Here is a 15,917-nt window from a genome sequence, read left to right as displayed (position 1 = left end):
AGGGCGATCCCTGGCCCCTCCGCTCTTAGCAGCCCCTCACTTCTCCCCCGCACCCCGCAGCGGCGCCACCGCGTCACGGCCGAATTGCATGATCAGCTCGCCGATCTCCCGCGCCTGGCTCATGCTGCGCTGGCTCTGCTCGCGCAGATATTCGCCCTGGATGCGGATGACGTCGGAGATGTCCTTCGCGCCCGCCGCCTCGCGCATCGCGGCAAAGGCTTCGCGGGCATTCTGTTCGGCCTGGTCGATCATTTTGGTACCGATCGTCGCGCCGCCTTCGGCGACCTTCTGGCCCGACGCCTTCATCGCCTCGCCCGCGCGCTTGGCGGGGTCGACGACCCGCTCCGAGAAGCCGGCCCGGGCCTGGTCGGCGGCGTTGCGCATCGTGTCCGCCGCGCCCTTCGCAGCAGTCGCGGCCTGATCGGTCGCCGATTTCGCGCGCTCGGCGCCCTGATCGATCGCGTCGTTGGTCTCGTCTGCCACATCTGGTTCCTTTTCGCGAGGGTTCCGGCTTGCATACCGGCTTGTTGTCGTCAGTCACAACCGGCGGCGCGGTCGCGGGTTGCACGGTGCTATTTGCCGAAGCCGAACACGTCCTGGTGGAACCGTCCCTGCTCGATCATCTCGTTGAGCCAGGCCGATCCCTGCGCATGTTCGCCGCCGACCTGCTGCATCCAGATCCGGATCAGCGTGTCGCGAACCGCCGACGCCATGAACCGGCCGTCGCCGCACAGGTAGATCGCCGCGCCCGCCTCGATCGCTGCCCAGACCTTGTCCTGCTCGGCCCACAGCGCGTCCTGAACGTATTTCCAAGGATGCGCGTCGACCGCTGAGAAGGCCAGGAACAGCGCGGCCACGCCATCGGCCTGCCAGCGCTCCATCTCCTCGCGGCAGAACCAGTCGTGGTCGGGATGACGGCACCCGAAGAACAACAGGCTCTGCGCCGATCCCGGCTGCGCGGCCCGCTCGGCGAGGAAACCGCGTAGCGGCGCGAAGCCGGTGCCCGGCCCGATCAGGATCATCGGCACGTCGGGCGCAGCGGGGGCGAAGGGCGGGTTGGGACGCCGGACATAGCCGAACACCTGCTCGCCCGACGCGACCCCGGCCATATAGCCCGACGCGAAGCCGCGATGCTCGCCGAGTCCCGACCAAGCCGGCGCGACGCTGGTCCCGACGATCAGGTCGGCGATGTCGGGGGTCACCAGCGGGCTCGACGCGATCGAATAGAAGCGGGGCGCGATCGGCGCTGACAGCTCGACCAGCGCATCCAACGACAGCTCCGCCGCGGGATGCGAGTCGAGCAGGTCGAGCAGCGTCATCCGCTTGGCCGCGACCGCCTCGTCATACGCCGCCTCGAGCGCGGCTAGCTCGCGCTTGGTATTCGGGCAGCGAGTCTGCGCCGCCACCACCGCAAGCGCGCGCTTGGGCAGCGGGTCCGACAGCTCGACAAAGTCCGCCAGCAACTGCGCGACCGTCACGGTCTGGCCAAGCGGCAGATGCTTGAAGCGCCCGCCCTGCCCATCGACCTTCAGCTGGGTGGCCGCATCCACGCCCAGCCGCTCGATCGCACGCGCGACCAGCGCCGGCCGATTGCGCGCATAGACCGCGATGTGATCGCCGGTGTTGTAGACCTGCTCGGCGGGCAGCCGCACCCGGATCAGCCGGGTCGACGGCCGCGGCGGCTCCTTGGCGAAGTCCCACAATCCGTCGGCAGGCCGCACGAGTTCGTCATTGGCGACGATCTCCAGTCGTTGCGCATGTTCGGGCAAGGCGCCCGCGCGCGCGGCGACGGTGTCGACCGGGGTCAGCGACAAGGTCGCCGCCGACCCGCTCGGCGCGGCCTCGCTGCCGAGCGCCTTCCACAGATCGCGGACGAAGCCCGACACCGCACCGTCGAAATCGCCCTGCCCGTCCGCCTCGGCGCGCGGGACCAGCCGGGTCGCGCCCGCCTGCTGGATCGCGGCATCGACCCGCTTGGGAAACATCTGGTAGTTCGGCCATTGCGAGTTGCCGATCCCGAGCACCGCGAACCGCGCGCCCGACCAGTCCGTGCCTTCGAAGGCGCCCGCATCCAGCGCCCGCTCGACCGCGATCGCGGTATCGGGCGCGCGGCCGTTATAGGTCGCGGTGACGATCACGATCACCTTGTCCTCGGGCGCCGCCCCGCCCTTGAAGCTGTCGTCCATCGACCGCACGACGACATCGAACCCGTCGACCCGCGCGCGTTCGGCGATCTCCTCGGCGATGTCGCGCGCGGTGCCGAGGCTCGATCCGTACAGCACCGCGAAGCGCTGCCCGGTCCCGGTCACCGCCGCGACGTCCTCGTCCGCCGCGTCCGCGGCGACGGGCGCCACCGCGATCCGCTCGTGCGGCTGGCGCAGGCGGATGCGCATGAAGAAGTCGTCGGGCTTGATCGACAGCGTCTCCTTGATCCGGAGGCGGTAGGAATGCGGGTCACTTATCGAAAAGGCGCGCAGCAGCATCGCCATCGCGATCTTCGCCTCGACCATCGCGAACTGCCGCCCGATGCACGCCCGCTCGCCATTGCCGAACGGCTTATAGGCGTGCGGGTGGTGCTTGGCCTCGTTCTCCGGCAGCCAGCGATCGATGTCGAAGCTGTCGGGATCGTCCCACACCTTCGGATTGCGGTGAACCCCGGGCGCGAAGACGTTGACCGGGCGGTCCTTCTTCAACAGATAGCCGCCGACTTCGGTATCCTCGAAGGGCGCCAGGCTGAACGCGGGCGCGGTCGGCCACAGCCGCAACGCTTCCTTCAGGATGCGCTCGATCACCTCCAGCTTCGCGACCTGCGCATAATCGGGCCGGACGTCGCCGGGTAGCACGCGATCGACCTCGGCATAGGCCTGGGCGAGTATGCTCGGGTTGCGCAGTAGATAGCTGAACGCGAAGGTCAGCATCCCGCTGGTCGTCTCGTGCCCCGCGATCAGGAAGGTCAGCACCTGATAGCGGATGTTGACGTCGTCGAGCTGCTCGCCCGTCTCGGGATCGACCGCGGTCAGCATCAGGTTGAGCAGGTCGCGGCCGTCGGTCGGGGTGCGGCGGCGCTCAGCGATCAGCCCGTCGACCAGCGCGTTCATCTCCGCGATGTCGGCATCGAATTGGCGTTGCGACTTCTTGGCGAAGCGGTTCTGCACCGGCATCCGCGTGATCATCGACAATGACTCGCTCAGCGCCCGCCCGAGCGCGAGCAGGAAGCTGTCGAGCTCCTCCTTCTCGAAACTGTCGAACCGGTGGCCGAACCCCGCGATTGCGATGGAATCGAGCGTCAGCCGCGTCATGTCGTCGGCGACCAGCACGTCGGTGCCGCTCGCCCGCGTCCATTTAGCCACCAGCTGGTCGCACACCTCGACGATCATGTCGAAATAGCCGCGCATCGCCCGCTGGCTGAACGCCGGCAGCAGGATGCGGTGCGCCTTGCCCCAATTGGGTTCCTCGCTGAACGCGGTAAACAACCCGTCACCCGCGAACCGCCGCACGACCCGCAGCCCCGGCCCCGGCATCTTGCGGAACCGGGTCTCGTCGGACAGGATCGCGACCAGATCGGATCGGTGACGAACACCCCGATCCGGCTGCCGAACTTAAGCTTGAAGATGCCTTCGGGGAATTCGCGGCTGACGTTGAGCAGATGCCCGATCAGCCCCGCGCGCGCGATCTGGTGGAGGTGGCCGACCACCGGAAGCCCCTTGGGACTCGGGATCGATGCGGCGACGGGCAGCTCAGCCATTATGTTCCTCTCGTGCCCACCTCAACACAAGGGCGGGGAGCACGCAACCGAGCCAGCGGGAACGCTACGGAAACGCGGTGCCTCGTCTGTGCCCTCATCCACCGGGTCACCGCTGCTGCGGCGCGACTCGCCTCTGGACACTATGCAACCACACGGATTGTCCCGCATTGTTACGCACGGGCGGGCGCAAACGTGGTTGCGCTGCAGCAAACGCGAACGATATGGCCGCGGCAGGAGTAGCGATGACCGTGGAAGATCAGATCCGTGTTGAATTGATGCGCCGCGCGGTCGCACTCGGCGAGGAATTGATCCGGCTCGCCGACGATCTAGGCCTGTCGATCGCGGGCAACCACATCTGCCAGGGCGTCGAAATGATGCGCGCCCAGGCCGAAGCGTCGGGGCTCTCGCTCGGCGACTGACGCACTCCGCGCGGCGGCCTAGATCATGCTCAGGCTCCGCAGCATCAGCGCCAAGCCCCGATCCGCCAGCCGGATCACCCCGTCCCCGCCATCGGCAGCGGCGCGGTTGAGCAGGCCGCGGCTTTCCAGCACCGTCAGCCAGCGCTCGACCGTCTGCGGCAGCGACCGGGCGAGTGCAGACATCGCCGCGCAATGGATCTCGCGGTCTTCCTCGTTGGCGATGAAGAGCACGAGCATGATGTCCCAGGCGATATCGCCGAATAGATCGGCGTCCTCGCCGGCGGCGGCATCGCGTGCACGGCGCTGCGCGAACAGCATCCGCGCGCGATCCAGGTCGCTGGGTTCCTCCGGCCCGGCCGGGACCGTCGCGCTCAGCTCGCCGCGGGTCCGTGCCGCGACCGTGCGGACGCGGGTCAGCGTCGCCGCGAGCCGTTCGTAGTCGTCGCGGTCGCGATCGGGCCAACGCAGCAGCCGAACGTCGGTCGATAGGGCGGGACCGATATCAATCACGGAACGACCAATCGGGATCGCGGCCGAACTCGATCATCCGCCGCCGATGCCGGAACACGCCGATCGCGAGCAGCAGGATCATCGGATAGGCGATCTTGCCGCTCGCGCCGCCATACATCCAGTGGACCAGGCCAGGCTCGTAGGCCTTGGCGCCGTGGATCGCGAGCGTGAGCAATTGCAGCGCGCTGACGTATAGTGGCCAGTAGCGATCGGCGCGCGCGGCGATCGTCGCCAGCGCCAGCAGCGTGACCAGATCGATCGCGAACAGCGCTAGTTCCACTTCGCGATACCTGCTGTACGGGGCATAATAACTCGCGCAGGCCGCGATCGCGAACACCGCGGCCGTGAGCCGCTCGGGCGCGCCGCCTCGCACGAAGGCGTAGAGGCAGGCGGCACCGAGCAGCAGGTTGAAGACGATGATGTGGGTCATGGCTTGGCCCCAAAAAGGAGCGACCCGGGAGCCAAGCCATGACGCCTAGGCAGCGACGCGCAACTGGGCGACGTCTCCACCCGTCGGGTTGAAAACAGCCTTCGGCTTTTCATCGCCGAAACTGGTTTCATACCCGATCTGCTTGCCGACCTTCTCGACCACCCGGTGGCCGGCGACGACATGGCCGCGCGCCGCACCAAGGGCGAGGAGCGCCTGGCTGAAATGTTCGAATGCCGCCTGCCCCGCGATCGCTGGCAGGTTGGAGGCGATCCGGGCGCGGGGCAGCGCGCTGAGCAACTCGCCGCCGGTCGCGAAGACCTCGTCCAGCTGGGTTTCGATCCGCCACAGCAGTTCCGCCACGGCGTCTGCCGCGGGCTTCGTGTTCGCGTTGGACATTGCCATCCTCTCGGCCCCGACGGGCCCCTGTTCGCAGTCAGGAAAGGTGGCGAGATAGATTCTCCACGATACCGGTCAGGATCTGAAGACCCGTCATGAGCATGCCGAAGCCGATGGCCAGCCCCAAGGTGATCACCTGAATCCATATCAACCGGTCACCGACAGAGAGATCGTTCCCCGCTTGCCCCTTCCGCCGAAAGGGCAATCGGAACCGTGCGGGGTGAGCCTGTCCTGGCTCTTCCGCGCCGCCTGCCGATCGCCCGGCGACCCATTCGCCCGGCGTGGCCATCACTGGCAGCGGATCGGCAGCGGCAGCTAGCCGCGCAGAATCGCCCCCGATTTTATCGGGGGTGGCGACGAGGGCGGAGACCGGCCCCATCACCTCGCGCTCATGCTGGTCGAGCTGCAACGCGGCGTCGCGACGGTTGCGCGCGCCCAGCACCTTCACCGCCTCGGTCAGGTAGCTGTCGACGGTCGACTTCTCGATCCCGAGTTCCTCGGCGATCTCCTTCGACCCCTTCAGCTCGCGGACGCCGCGGAGGCACTCGCGGTGGCGCTTGGTCAGCCGGTCGAATCGAGTGGACTCCATCCTGACGGCTTTCCAATGCCTGCATCGACAAAGCAATGGTATGCACCCACCCGATGCGGCGGCGAATGGACATGATCGTCGCCGCTTTGGATCAAGTCGTAAGATGCGGGCGAAACACACGACTTACCCTTCCCCCGCTTCGCCCCCCTTGCTAAGGCCGCGGACATACCCGCAATTCGCTTGCGCCCGCACCGCCCGCGCGGCCTCCGCCGCCTCCCCGAGCGAATGGCGCGACTAGGAAGGACGCACATGACGGCCATCGGCCAGGACAGCCTCGACACCCGCTCGACCCTCGAAGCCGGTGGCAAGTCGTACGATTATTATTCGCTCGACAAGGCATCGGCGCAGCTCGGCGACATCAGCCGGCTGCCGTTCTCGATGAAGGTGCTGCTCGAAAATCTGCTCCGCTTCGAAGACGGCGTGACGGTCACCCGCGACGACATCCAGGCGATCGTCGACTGGCAGAAGGATCGGCGCAGCGACCGCGAGATCCAGTATCGCCCCGCGCGCGTGCTGATGCAGGATTTCACCGGCGTGCCCTGCGTCGTCGATCTCGCCGCGATGCGCGATGCGATCACCAAGCTCGGCGGCGATCCCGCCAAGATCAATCCGCAGGTCCCCGTCCACCTCGTCATCGATCACTCGGTGATGGTCGACGAATTCGGCACGCCGAAGGCGTTCGAGGACAATGTCGATCTCGAATATCAGCGCAACATGGAGCGCTACGAGTTCCTGAAATGGGGATCGAAGGCGCTCGACAATTTCCAGGTCGTGCCGCCGGGCACCGGGATCTGCCACCAGGTCAATCTCGAATATATCGGCCAGGCGGTCTGGTCGTCGCGCGTCGACGGTGCCGAGGGCGGCACGATGATCGCCTATCCTGACACGCTGGTCGGCACCGACAGCCACACCACGATGGTCAACGGCCTCGGCGTGCTCGGCTGGGGCGTCGGCGGGATCGAGGCGGAGGCGGCCATGCTCGGCCAGCCGGTGTCGATGCTGATCCCCGAGGTCGTCGGCTTCAAGCTGACCGGCGCGCTGAACGAGGGCATCACCGCAACCGATCTGGTGCTCACCGTCACCCAGATGCTGCGCGCCAAGGGCGTGGTCGGGCGTTTCGTCGAGTTCTACGGCCCTGGGCTCGCGTCGATGACGCTCGCGGATCGCGCGACGATCGCCAACATGGCGCCGGAATATGGCGCGACGTGCGGCTTCTTCCCGATCGACGAGAAGACCATGGACTATCTGCGCCTCACCGCGCGGCCGGAAGAGACGATCGCGCTGGTCGAGGCCTATGCCAAGGCGAACGGCCTGTGGCGCCACGACGATGTGCCCGATCCGATCTTCACCGACACGCTGGAACTCGACATGAGCAGCGTCGTCGCCTCGCTCGCCGGGCCGAAGCGCCCGCAGGATCGCGTCTCGCTCGGCAAGGTCGACGAGGTGTTCAACGGCGACCTGTTCAAGATCTACCACAAGGAACAGCCCGAGCGCGTCGACGTGTCGGGCGAGGATCACGGGATCGGCGACGGCGACGTCGTCATTGCCGCGATCACCAGCTGCACCAACACCTCCAACCCGAGCGTGCTCGTCGCCGCCGGCCTCGTCGCCCGCAAGGCACGCGCGCTCGGCCTCACCAGCAAGCCCTGGGTAAAGACCTCGCTCGCCCCCGGCAGCCAGGTCGTCACCGACTATCTCGACAAGGCCGGGCTGACCGACGACCTCAACGCGCTCGGCTTCAACCTGGTCGGCTATGGCTGCACCACCTGCATCGGCAATTCCGGGCCGCTCGCGCCCGCGATCTCGAACGCGATCAACGAGAACGACATCGTCGCCGCTTCGGTGCTGTCGGGCAACCGCAACTTCGAAGGCCGGGTCTCGGCCGACGTCCGCGCGAACTTCCTCGCCTCGCCACCCCTCGTCGTCGCCTATGCGATCAAGGGCAGCGTCACCTCGGACATGATCGAGACCCCGCTCGGCCAGGGTAGCGACGGCAGCGACGTCTATCTGCGCGACATCTGGCCGACCAACGACGAAGTCCGCTCGGTGATGGACGCCAACATCGACGACGGCATGTTCCGCGCGCGGTACGGCAACGTCTATGCGGGCGACGCCAAGTGGAGCGGGATCGACGTCGCCGGATCGGACACTTATCAGTGGCGCGCCGGCAGCACCTATGTCGCCAATCCGCCCTATTTCGACGGGCTGGAGATGACCCCCTCGGCGGTACAGGACATCATCGAGGCCAAGCCGCTCGCGATCCTCGGCGACTCGATCACCACCGACCACATCAGCCCCGCCGGCAGCATCAAGGCGGCGAGCCCCGCGGGCGTGTTCCTCCAGGAACATCAGGTCAGCCAGGCCGACTTCAACAGCTACGGCGCGCGCCGCGGCAATCACGACGTGATGATGCGCGGCACCTTCGCCAACATCCGCATCCGCAACGAGATGGTGCCCGGCGTCGAAGGCGGCATGACCAAGTACGACGGCGAGACCATGCCGATCTACGACGCGGCGATGCGGTACAAGGCCGACGGCACGCCGCTGGTGATCGTCGCCGGCAAGGAATACGGCACCGGCTCGTCGCGCGACTGGGCGGCAAAGGGCACCAACCTGCTCGGCGTCCGCGCGGTCATCACCGAAAGCTTCGAGCGCATCCATCGCTCGAACCTCGTCGGCATGGGCGTGCTGCCGCTGCAGTTCGCCGACGGCATCACCCGCGAGACGCTGAAGCTCGACGGGTCGGAGACCTTCACGATCCGCGGCGTCGGCGCGCTGCGCCCGCGTCAGGTCGTCGAGGTGACGCTGACCCGCGCCGACGGCACGGTCGAGACGTTCCCGACCCGCTGCCGGATCGATACCGTCAACGAGCTGGAATATTTCCTCAACGGCGGCATCCTTCACTACGTCCTGCGCAAGCTGGCGGCATGAAGACGCTGCTCGCTCTGGCGGCGCTGGGCGCCGCCAGCGCCGCAACGGCGGCGGCGCCCGCACCGATCGCGGGTCGCTGGGTCACGGTCGACGGCAAGGCGTTGGTCGAGATCGGCCCGTGCGGCCGGCAGATCTGCGGCCGCATCGCCCGCGTGCTGAAAGTCGACCCGAGCAAGCCGACCACCGACACCAACAATCCCGACGCGGCGCTGCGCAACCGCCCGATCCTGGGCATGACGTTCCTCACCGGCTTCGCGCCCGCCGACGATCGCTGGAAGGGCCGGATCTACGACCCCGAGAGCGGCAAGAGCTACCGCTCCGAACTGAGCCGCAGCGGCGACACGCTGAAGGTGAAGGGCTGCATCGGCCCGTTCTGTCGCACCCAGGTCTGGACCGCCGCACGCTAGCCGCCGTGCGCAGGAGTCTAGCGTCCAATACCCTCCCGTCATCCCCGCGCAGGCGGGGATCCATACTGGCGAGCCCAGAGACTCCACCGCAACGATAGCCAGTCTGGATCCCCGCCTGCGCGGGATGACGGGCGTCGGTGTTGCCCTATAACGCCAGCGTCGCCCGCCGCCGGCCATAGGCGAAATACACCGCGAGCCCGACGCCGTTCCACGCGAAGAACCAAAGCTGCGTCACCGTCTGCAAACTGAAGAACAGATATACGCACCCAAGGATCGCCGCCGGCGCGACCACCCACGCGATCGGCGTACGGAACGGTCGCGGCGCCCGGGGGTCGCGCCGCCGCAGCACCAGCACACACGCGGCCACCGCGATGAACGCGCACAGCGTCCCGGCATTGGCGAGGCTCGCGATCGTGTCGAGCGGCGCAATCCCGGCGATCACCGCGACGAAGATCGCGGTTAGCAACGTGATGCGCACCGGCGTGCCCCGCGCGGATATCTTGGCCAAGCCGACTGGCAGGAACCCGTCGCGCGCCATCACCAGGAAGATCCGGCTCTGCCCGTACAGGAACGCGAGCAGCACCGTCGGCAGCGCGATCGCCGCCGCCGCGGCCACCAGCGTCGCCACACCGGGGCTGCCGAGGTCGCGCAGGATCAGCGCCAGCGGCTCGGGGCTCTTGGCGAAGCGCGTGAACGACATCGCGCCCACCGCGGTCGCCGCCACCACCATGTAGATCGCCGTGCACGCCAGCATCGACCCGACGATCCCGATCGCGAGATCCCGCTCCGGCCGCTTGGTCTCTTCCGCCGCGGTCGAGATCGCGTCGAAGCCGTAGAAGGCGAAGAAGATGATCGCCGCCGCGCCCATCACGCCATATTTCACCCCGCCCGCCGCCGCGCTGCTGCCATAGCCGTAGGGCGCGAACGGCGTCAGGTTGGCGGCGTCGAAATGCGGCAGCGCGACCGCGACGAACAGCGCCAGCGTGGCGATCTTCAACAAGACCAGGATCATGTTAATCCGCGCGCTTTCGCGGGTGCCGAGCGTCAGCAGCCCCGACACCACCGCGATGATCGCCACCGCGGGCAGGTTGACGACCCCGCCGAGCGCGGGGCCATTGGCGAGCGCCGCGGGCACGACGATGCCGAGACCGTTCAGGAACCCGACCGCATAGCCCGACCAGCCGACCGCCACGGTCGACACCACCAGCGAATATTCGAGGATCAGCGACCAGCCCACCACCCAGGCGATCACCTCACCGAGCACCGCGTAGCTATAGGTATAGGCGGAGCCCGACGCCGGGATCATCGTCGCCATCTCGGCATAGCAGAGCGCCGCGCACGCACAGATCGCGCCCGCGATCACGAACGACAGGATCACCGCCGGGCCGGCCCGATCGGCCCCCACGCCGATCAGCGTCAGGATCCCGGTTCCGACGATCGCCCCGACCCCCAGCGCGACCAGATGCGGCCACGACAACGTCCGCGCGAGCCGTTGCTCGACGGGCTGTTCGGTGATGATCTTGCGCCGGAACATGCTCATGGCAGCCCTCCCCTTCCGCGCCGGGGTAGGGGCTGATGGCGCGAGGTGTAAAGGGGGTGGAGAAGTCCGTCGGCGCTACGAGCCGACGTTCGTCACCCTTGCATCGACCGCTCCTTGTGTCCCCGCGAAGGCGGGGACCCAGTACTGGGCTCCCGCCTTCGCGGGAGCACAACGACAGTGAGCCTAGCTGGTCGGCATGCGGCCAATTCTAAACCGTAAAGCTCTCACCGCACCCGCACGCGCCCTTGGCGTTCGGGTTGGCGAACACGAAGCCCGCCGCGAAATCGTCTTCGACCCAGTCCATCGTCGACCCGATCAGGTACAGGATCGACGCACCATCGACGAACAACGTGCCGCCTGGCGTCACGATCCGCTCGTCGAAGGGCTTGGCATCGGCGACGTAATCGACCGAATAAGCGAGCCCCGAACATCCGCGCCGCGGCGTCGACAGCTTTACACCGATAGCATCCGCGGGCGCCCGCGCCATCAGGTCGGCGATCCGAGCGTGCGCCGACGGCGTCAGGTTCAACGCTGCGGGCCGCTCGCGAAGCGTCGTCGCCATCACAACATCCCCAATTCGAGCTTGGCGTCGTCGGACATCTTCTGCGGGTCCCAGGGCGGATCCCAGACCAGGTTGACGTCGGCGATCGCAATGCCCGGCACCGCGCTGACCCGCAGCTCGACCTCGGCGGGCATCGATTCCGCAACCGGGCAGTTCGGCGTCGTCAGCGTCATCATCACCGTCGCGTGACCCTCGTCGGACACGTCGACGCCGTAGATCAGCCCCAAATCGTAGATGTTCACCGGGATCTCGGGATCGAAGATCTCCTTCAGCGCCTCGATCACGCTCTCGTACAGCGCGCCGCCGGGCTCGCCGGGCGCGTCGCCCTGTGGCTTCTGCGCCAGGAAACCCTCGAGATAGTCGCGCTTGCGCTCGAACGTGTCGGCCGCACTCTCGACGCGCGCCTTCGGCGGTGCCTCGACCGCTGCCACTTCTTCCACGCGGAATGCGTCGCTCATTCGTCGATCCTACCCAAATATCCGTGTCACGCGATCGATACCGCGGACCAGCGCGTCGACATCGGCAGGTCCATTATAGACCCCGAAGCTGGCACGCGCGGTCGCATCGATCCCCAGCATCTCCATCAGCGGCTGCGCACAATGATGCCCCGCCCTGACCGCCACCCGCTCTTCGTCCAAGATGGTGCCGATATCGTGGGGATGAACCCCTTCGATCGTGAAACTGACGATTCCCGCCGAATCCTCGGGCCCGTAGAGCCGTACCGAGTTGATCGTCGACAGCGCCGCACGGGTCTGCGCGACTAAAGCGGTCTCGTGTGCGTGGATCCGCGCGAGGCCGATGTCCTCGACATAGTCGATCGCCGCGGCCAGCCCGAGCGCACCGACGATGTGCGGCGTCCCTGCCTCGAACCGCCCCGGCGGCGGTGCATAGGTCGTCTTGGCGAAGCTGACCCGGTCAATCATTGCGCCGCCGCCCTGGTACGGCGGCATCGACGCCAGCAACTCGGGCCGCGCCCACAGCGCGCCGATCCCGGTCGGGCCGTAGAGCTTGTGCCCGGAGAACACGTAGAAGTCGCACCCGATCGCGGCGACGTCGACTGCAATCCGCGGCACCGCCTGGCACCCGTCGAGCAGGATCTTGGCGCCGACCCCGTGCGCGATCCCGGTCGCGCGCGTCGCATCGAGCACCGATCCGAGCACGTTGGAGACATGGCCGAGCGCCACCAGCTTGTGCGCCGGCGTGATCATCGCCGCCATCGCGTCGAGATCGATGCGGTGGTCCGCGGTCAGCGGCAGCACGTCGATCGCTGCGCCGACGCGCTGCGCGACCATCTGCCACGGCACGATGTTCGAATGATGCTCCAGCATCGACAGCAGGATCCGGTCGCCCGGCTTGAGCTGTTCGCCCGCCCAGCACTGCGCGACGAGGTTGATCGCCTCGGTCGCGCCGCGCACGAACACGATCTCATCCGGCGATCCCGCGCCGATGAAGCGCGCGACCTTGGCGCGGGCGGCTTCATAGGCGAGCGTCATGTCCGCCGACCGCTGGTACACGCCGCGGTGGACGGTGGCATAGGTCTCGCCATAGCTCCGCGCGATCGCGTCGATCACCGCCCGCGGCTTCTGCGCGGTCGCCGCGGTATCGAGATAAGCCCAGCCCTCGGGGATCGCGGGGAAATCGCGCACGGTGTCGAGCGGCGCATCGCGGAGCAGCGTGTCAGTCATGCAGGTTCCTCCCGCCAGCCAGATACGGAACGCAATCATTCCTCCCCGGCACGGGGAGGTGGCGCCGCGAAGCGGTGACGGAGGGGGACCTCCGCAAGCGCGCCCCTGCGTGGAGAGCCCCCTCCACCAGCTGCGCTGGTCCCCCTCCCCGTACCGGGGAGGATTTGATGGCGATGCTCAAAGCGCCCGATCCAACCATGCATCCGCGTCCGCCACGAAAGCCTCTCGCACCGCCTCGTTACCGATCCGGTCGAGCGAGTCCGCCACGAACGCACGAGTCAGCAACGCCTGCGCCCGCGCCCGCGGGATTCCGCGGCTCTGCATGTAGAACAGCGCCCGTGCGTCGAGCTCGCCGACCGTCGCGCCATGCGCGCACTTCACGTCGTCGGCGAAGATCTCGAGTTCGGGCTTGAGGTTGATCGTCGCAGTCCGCTGCAGCAACAGTCCGCGCAGGCTCTGCTCGCCATCGGTCTGCTGTGCGTCGCGCGCGACCTCGACCCGTGCCGCCAAACTGGCGGTCGATCGATCCGCCGCGACCGCGCGCCACACCTGCTTGCTCGATCCGCCGACCGAATCGTGCCGCACCGACACCGCGCATTCCTGCCGCTGGTCGTCGCGGGTCAACAGCGCACCGCCGAACTCCGCGAAGCCGCCCTGCCCGGTCACCGTCACCGCGCCGTCGACGCGGGTGCCCGCCTCGCCCGCGCCGAGGAAGGTGGCGATCAGGCTGGCGCCCACGCCGATCTCGGCTTCCTCGCGCAACGACACGAAGCCGCCCGCCTGCAGCATCCGCACGCTGCGCATCAACCGCGCGCCGTCGCCGAGCATGATCCGCGTCGCCCGATTGGACCAACCGCTGCCGACGAAGGTCTCGATCACCGTCGCCGCGGCGCCCGCCGCCAGCTCGATCGCCGCGGGCACGTGATTGGCGCCGCCGCTCGCAAGATGCACCACCTGCACCGGATCTTCGACACCATCGGCAGCAACGCGCAGCGCCCAGCCCGGCCCCGTCGCATGCTGGCCGAGCGCGTGCGCACTTGCCTCGAGCGGCTCGATCGTGACCCGGCCCAGAATGCTCCGCTCGGCATCGAGCACGCCGTCGACGAACACCAGGCGCGCACCAGGCAGGTCGAGCCAATGCTCGGCCGCATCGACCCTCGCATCGGACCAAGGCAGCTGCGCCGCCGCCGCGATCGCCTCGGGATCGGCCCAACGCCATGACTCGTCACGGCGGGAAGGCAGCGTCAGCGTGGTCACGCGGCGATCCCCACATAGCCTTCTGCCTCGAGCTGCTTCGCCAGCTCGGCATCGCCCGAGCGCACGATCCGTCCCTCGGCCAGCACATGGACGGAGTCGGGCTGCACATAATCGAGCAGCCGCTGGTAGTGCGTGATCAGCAGCACCGCCTTGTCGGGCGCGCGCATGATCCGGTTGATGCCGTCGCCGACCACGCGCAGCGCGTCGATGTCGAGCCCGCTGTCGGTCTCGTCGAGGATCGCGAACTTCGGCGCGACGATGCCCATCTGAACCATCTCGTTGCGCTTCTTCTCGCCCCCCGAAAAGCCGACATTGACCGGGCGCTTGAGCATGTCGTGATCCATCGCCAGCAGATCCGCCTGCCCGCGCGCGAGCTTCAGGAACTCGGCGCCAGACAAGGGCTTCTCGCCCCGCTGCGAGCGCTGCGCGTTCAGGGCTTCACGCAGGAACTGGACGTTCGACACGCCCGGGATCTCGACCGGATATTGGAACCCGAGGAACATGCCCACCGCAGCGCGCTCGTGCGGTGCCATCTCGAGCAGGTCCTGCCCGTCGAACGTCACCGAACCCGACGTGACCTCGTACCCAGGCCGGCCACCGAGCACATATCCGAGCGTCGACTTGCCCGCGCCGTTCGGCCCCATGATCGCATGGACCTCGCCCGCATTCACCGTCAGCGACAGCCCACGGAGGATTTCCTTGCCGTCGATCTCGGCGTGAATGTTGTCAATCTTGAGCATCGGTTCAGCCTGTTACTTTGCTTCTGATGAGGAGGGCCGGCGTCAACCGACCGACCCTTCGAGCGATATCCCCAGCAGCTTCTGCGCTTCGACCGCGAATTCCATCGGCAGCTGTTGCAGCACCTCGCGCGCGAAGCCGTTGACGATCAGCGCCACCGCCGCTTCACTGTCGAGCCCGCGCGACATCGCGTAGAACATCTGGTCTTCGCTGATCTTGGACGTGGTCGCTTCGTGCTCGATCTGCGCCGACGGATTGCGCACCTCGATATAAGGCACGGTGTGTGCGCCGCACTGATCGCCAAGCAGCAGCGAATCGCACTGAGTGAAGTTGCGCACGCCCTCCGCGCTCGGCGCGACGCGCACCAGCCCGCGATAGGTGTTGTCGCTCCGCCCCGCCGAGATGCCCTTCGACACGATCGTCGACCGCGATCCCTTGCCGAGGTGGATCATCTTGGTGCCGGTGTCCGCCTGCTGCCGGTTGTTGGTCACCGCGACTGAGTAGAATTCGCCGACGCTGTTCTCGCCCGCGAGCACGCAGGAGGGGTATTTCCAGGTGATCGCGCTGCCGGTCTCGACCTGGGTCCACGACACCTTGCTGTTCTTGCCCTGGCAGAGCGCGCGCTTGGTGACGAAATTGTAGATGCCGCCGACGCCGTTCTCGTCGCCGGGATACCAGTTCTGCACGGTCGAATATTTGATCTCGGCA

16 protein-coding genes are annotated in these 15,917 nt (G+C 67.5%); 3 read left to right on the top strand and 13 right to left on the bottom strand.

Annotated features, from left to right (window positions below; genetic code table 11):
- Positions 1-36 precede the first annotated feature (36 nt).
- Together ACFE77_RS11355 and ACFE77_RS11350 are read right to left on the bottom strand one after the other, a co-directional pair.
- A complete protein-coding gene (locus tag ACFE77_RS11355) occupies positions 37-483 on the bottom strand; it encodes a phasin family protein (RefSeq protein WP_375421752.1) in 447 nt (148 codons plus the stop codon).
- 89 nt (positions 484-572) lie between these two features.
- Positions 573-3,497 carry a bifunctional cytochrome P450/NADPH--P450 reductase gene (locus ACFE77_RS11350; RefSeq protein ID WP_375421751.1) on the bottom strand — a complete coding sequence of 975 codons (2,925 nt, stop codon included), beginning with the start codon at positions 3,495-3,497 and terminating at the stop codon, positions 573-575.
- Between the two features lie 490 nt (positions 3,498-3,987).
- Here ACFE77_RS11350 and ACFE77_RS11345 point away from each other — a divergent pair, with 490 nt between their 5' ends.
- Positions 3,988-4,164, top strand: a complete 177-nt coding sequence (locus ACFE77_RS11345) for a hypothetical protein (protein WP_375421750.1) — start codon at positions 3,988-3,990, stop codon at positions 4,162-4,164.
- 18 nt (positions 4,165-4,182) lie between these two features.
- Here ACFE77_RS11345 and ACFE77_RS11340 read toward each other — a convergent pair whose 3' ends face one another.
- Genes ACFE77_RS11340 through ACFE77_RS11325 form a run of 4 tightly spaced genes read right to left on the bottom strand, consistent with a single transcriptional unit; the run spans position 4,183 to position 6,089 of the window.
- Complete coding sequence (locus ACFE77_RS11340; protein ID WP_375421749.1) at positions 4,183-4,674, bottom strand: hypothetical protein; 492 nt, start codon at positions 4,672-4,674, stop codon at positions 4,183-4,185.
- Positions 4,667-5,104: a hypothetical protein gene (locus tag ACFE77_RS11335; protein ID WP_375421748.1), complete on the bottom strand. Its 438-nt coding sequence runs from the start codon at positions 5,102-5,104 to the stop codon at positions 4,667-4,669. The genes ACFE77_RS11340 and ACFE77_RS11335 overlap by 8 nt, the downstream gene beginning before the upstream one ends.
- 45 nt (positions 5,105-5,149) lie before the next feature.
- The gene (locus ACFE77_RS11330) at positions 5,150-5,506 is read right to left on the bottom strand and encodes a hypothetical protein (protein WP_375421747.1); all 357 of its coding nucleotides are present in this window, start codon (positions 5,504-5,506) and stop codon (positions 5,150-5,152) included.
- A 31-nt stretch (positions 5,507-5,537) separates the two neighbouring features.
- The gene (locus ACFE77_RS11325) at positions 5,538-6,089 is read right to left on the bottom strand and encodes a helix-turn-helix transcriptional regulator (protein ID WP_375421746.1); all 552 of its coding nucleotides are present in this window, start codon (positions 6,087-6,089) and stop codon (positions 5,538-5,540) included.
- A gap of 249 nt (positions 6,090-6,338) precedes the next feature.
- Here ACFE77_RS11325 and acnA point away from each other — a divergent pair, with 249 nt between their 5' ends.
- Both acnA and ACFE77_RS11315 read left to right on the top strand, forming a co-directional pair.
- On the top strand, positions 6,339-9,020 hold the full coding sequence (gene acnA / locus ACFE77_RS11320; protein WP_375421745.1) for an aconitate hydratase AcnA: 2,682 nt from the start codon (positions 6,339-6,341) through the stop codon (positions 9,018-9,020).
- Complete coding sequence (locus tag ACFE77_RS11315; protein WP_375421744.1) at positions 9,017-9,427, top strand: DUF2147 domain-containing protein; 411 nt, start codon at positions 9,017-9,019, stop codon at positions 9,425-9,427. Before acnA ends, ACFE77_RS11315 begins: the two co-directional genes overlap by 4 nt.
- 145 nt (positions 9,428-9,572) lie before the next feature.
- On the opposite strand, the gene ACFE77_RS11310 is transcribed toward ACFE77_RS11315, so the two are convergent.
- From ACFE77_RS11310 to ACFE77_RS11280, 7 genes are all read right to left on the bottom strand, one after another.
- Positions 9,573-10,967, bottom strand: coding sequence for an amino acid permease (locus ACFE77_RS11310; protein ID WP_375421743.1), 1,395 nt, complete (start codon positions 10,965-10,967; stop codon positions 9,573-9,575).
- 208 nt (positions 10,968-11,175) lie between these two features.
- Positions 11,176-11,529 (bottom strand): HesB/IscA family protein, encoded by a 354-nt coding sequence (locus tag ACFE77_RS11305; protein WP_375421742.1) that lies wholly within the window; start codon positions 11,527-11,529, stop codon positions 11,176-11,178.
- The gene (locus ACFE77_RS11300) at positions 11,529-11,987 is read right to left on the bottom strand and encodes an SUF system Fe-S cluster assembly protein (RefSeq protein WP_375421741.1); all 459 of its coding nucleotides are present in this window, start codon (positions 11,985-11,987) and stop codon (positions 11,529-11,531) included. The genes ACFE77_RS11305 and ACFE77_RS11300 overlap by 1 nt, the downstream gene beginning before the upstream one ends.
- A 9-nt stretch (positions 11,988-11,996) precedes the next feature.
- The gene (locus ACFE77_RS11295; protein WP_375421740.1) at positions 11,997-13,214 is read right to left on the bottom strand and encodes an aminotransferase class V-fold PLP-dependent enzyme; all 1,218 of its coding nucleotides are present in this window, start codon (positions 13,212-13,214) and stop codon (positions 11,997-11,999) included.
- Between the two features lie 177 nt (positions 13,215-13,391).
- Positions 13,392-14,471, bottom strand: a complete 1,080-nt coding sequence (locus ACFE77_RS11290) for a SufD family Fe-S cluster assembly protein (protein WP_375421739.1) — start codon at positions 14,469-14,471, stop codon at positions 13,392-13,394.
- The gene (gene sufC / locus ACFE77_RS11285; protein WP_375421738.1) at positions 14,468-15,211 is read right to left on the bottom strand and encodes a Fe-S cluster assembly ATPase SufC; all 744 of its coding nucleotides are present in this window, start codon (positions 15,209-15,211) and stop codon (positions 14,468-14,470) included. Before sufC ends, ACFE77_RS11290 begins: the two co-directional genes overlap by 4 nt.
- A 42-nt stretch (positions 15,212-15,253) precedes the next feature.
- The coding region (locus ACFE77_RS11280; RefSeq protein ID WP_375421737.1) for a SufD family Fe-S cluster assembly protein at positions 15,254-15,917 on the bottom strand (664 nt) is incomplete at its 5' end.

This window comes from uncultured Sphingomonas sp., assembly GCF_964243315.1.
In the GTDB taxonomy this organism is placed as follows: domain Bacteria; phylum Pseudomonadota; class Alphaproteobacteria; order Sphingomonadales; family Sphingomonadaceae; genus Sphingomonas.
Note: the sequence above shows the minus strand (reverse complement) of the source record. Positions and strands in the feature narration are given on the sequence as shown.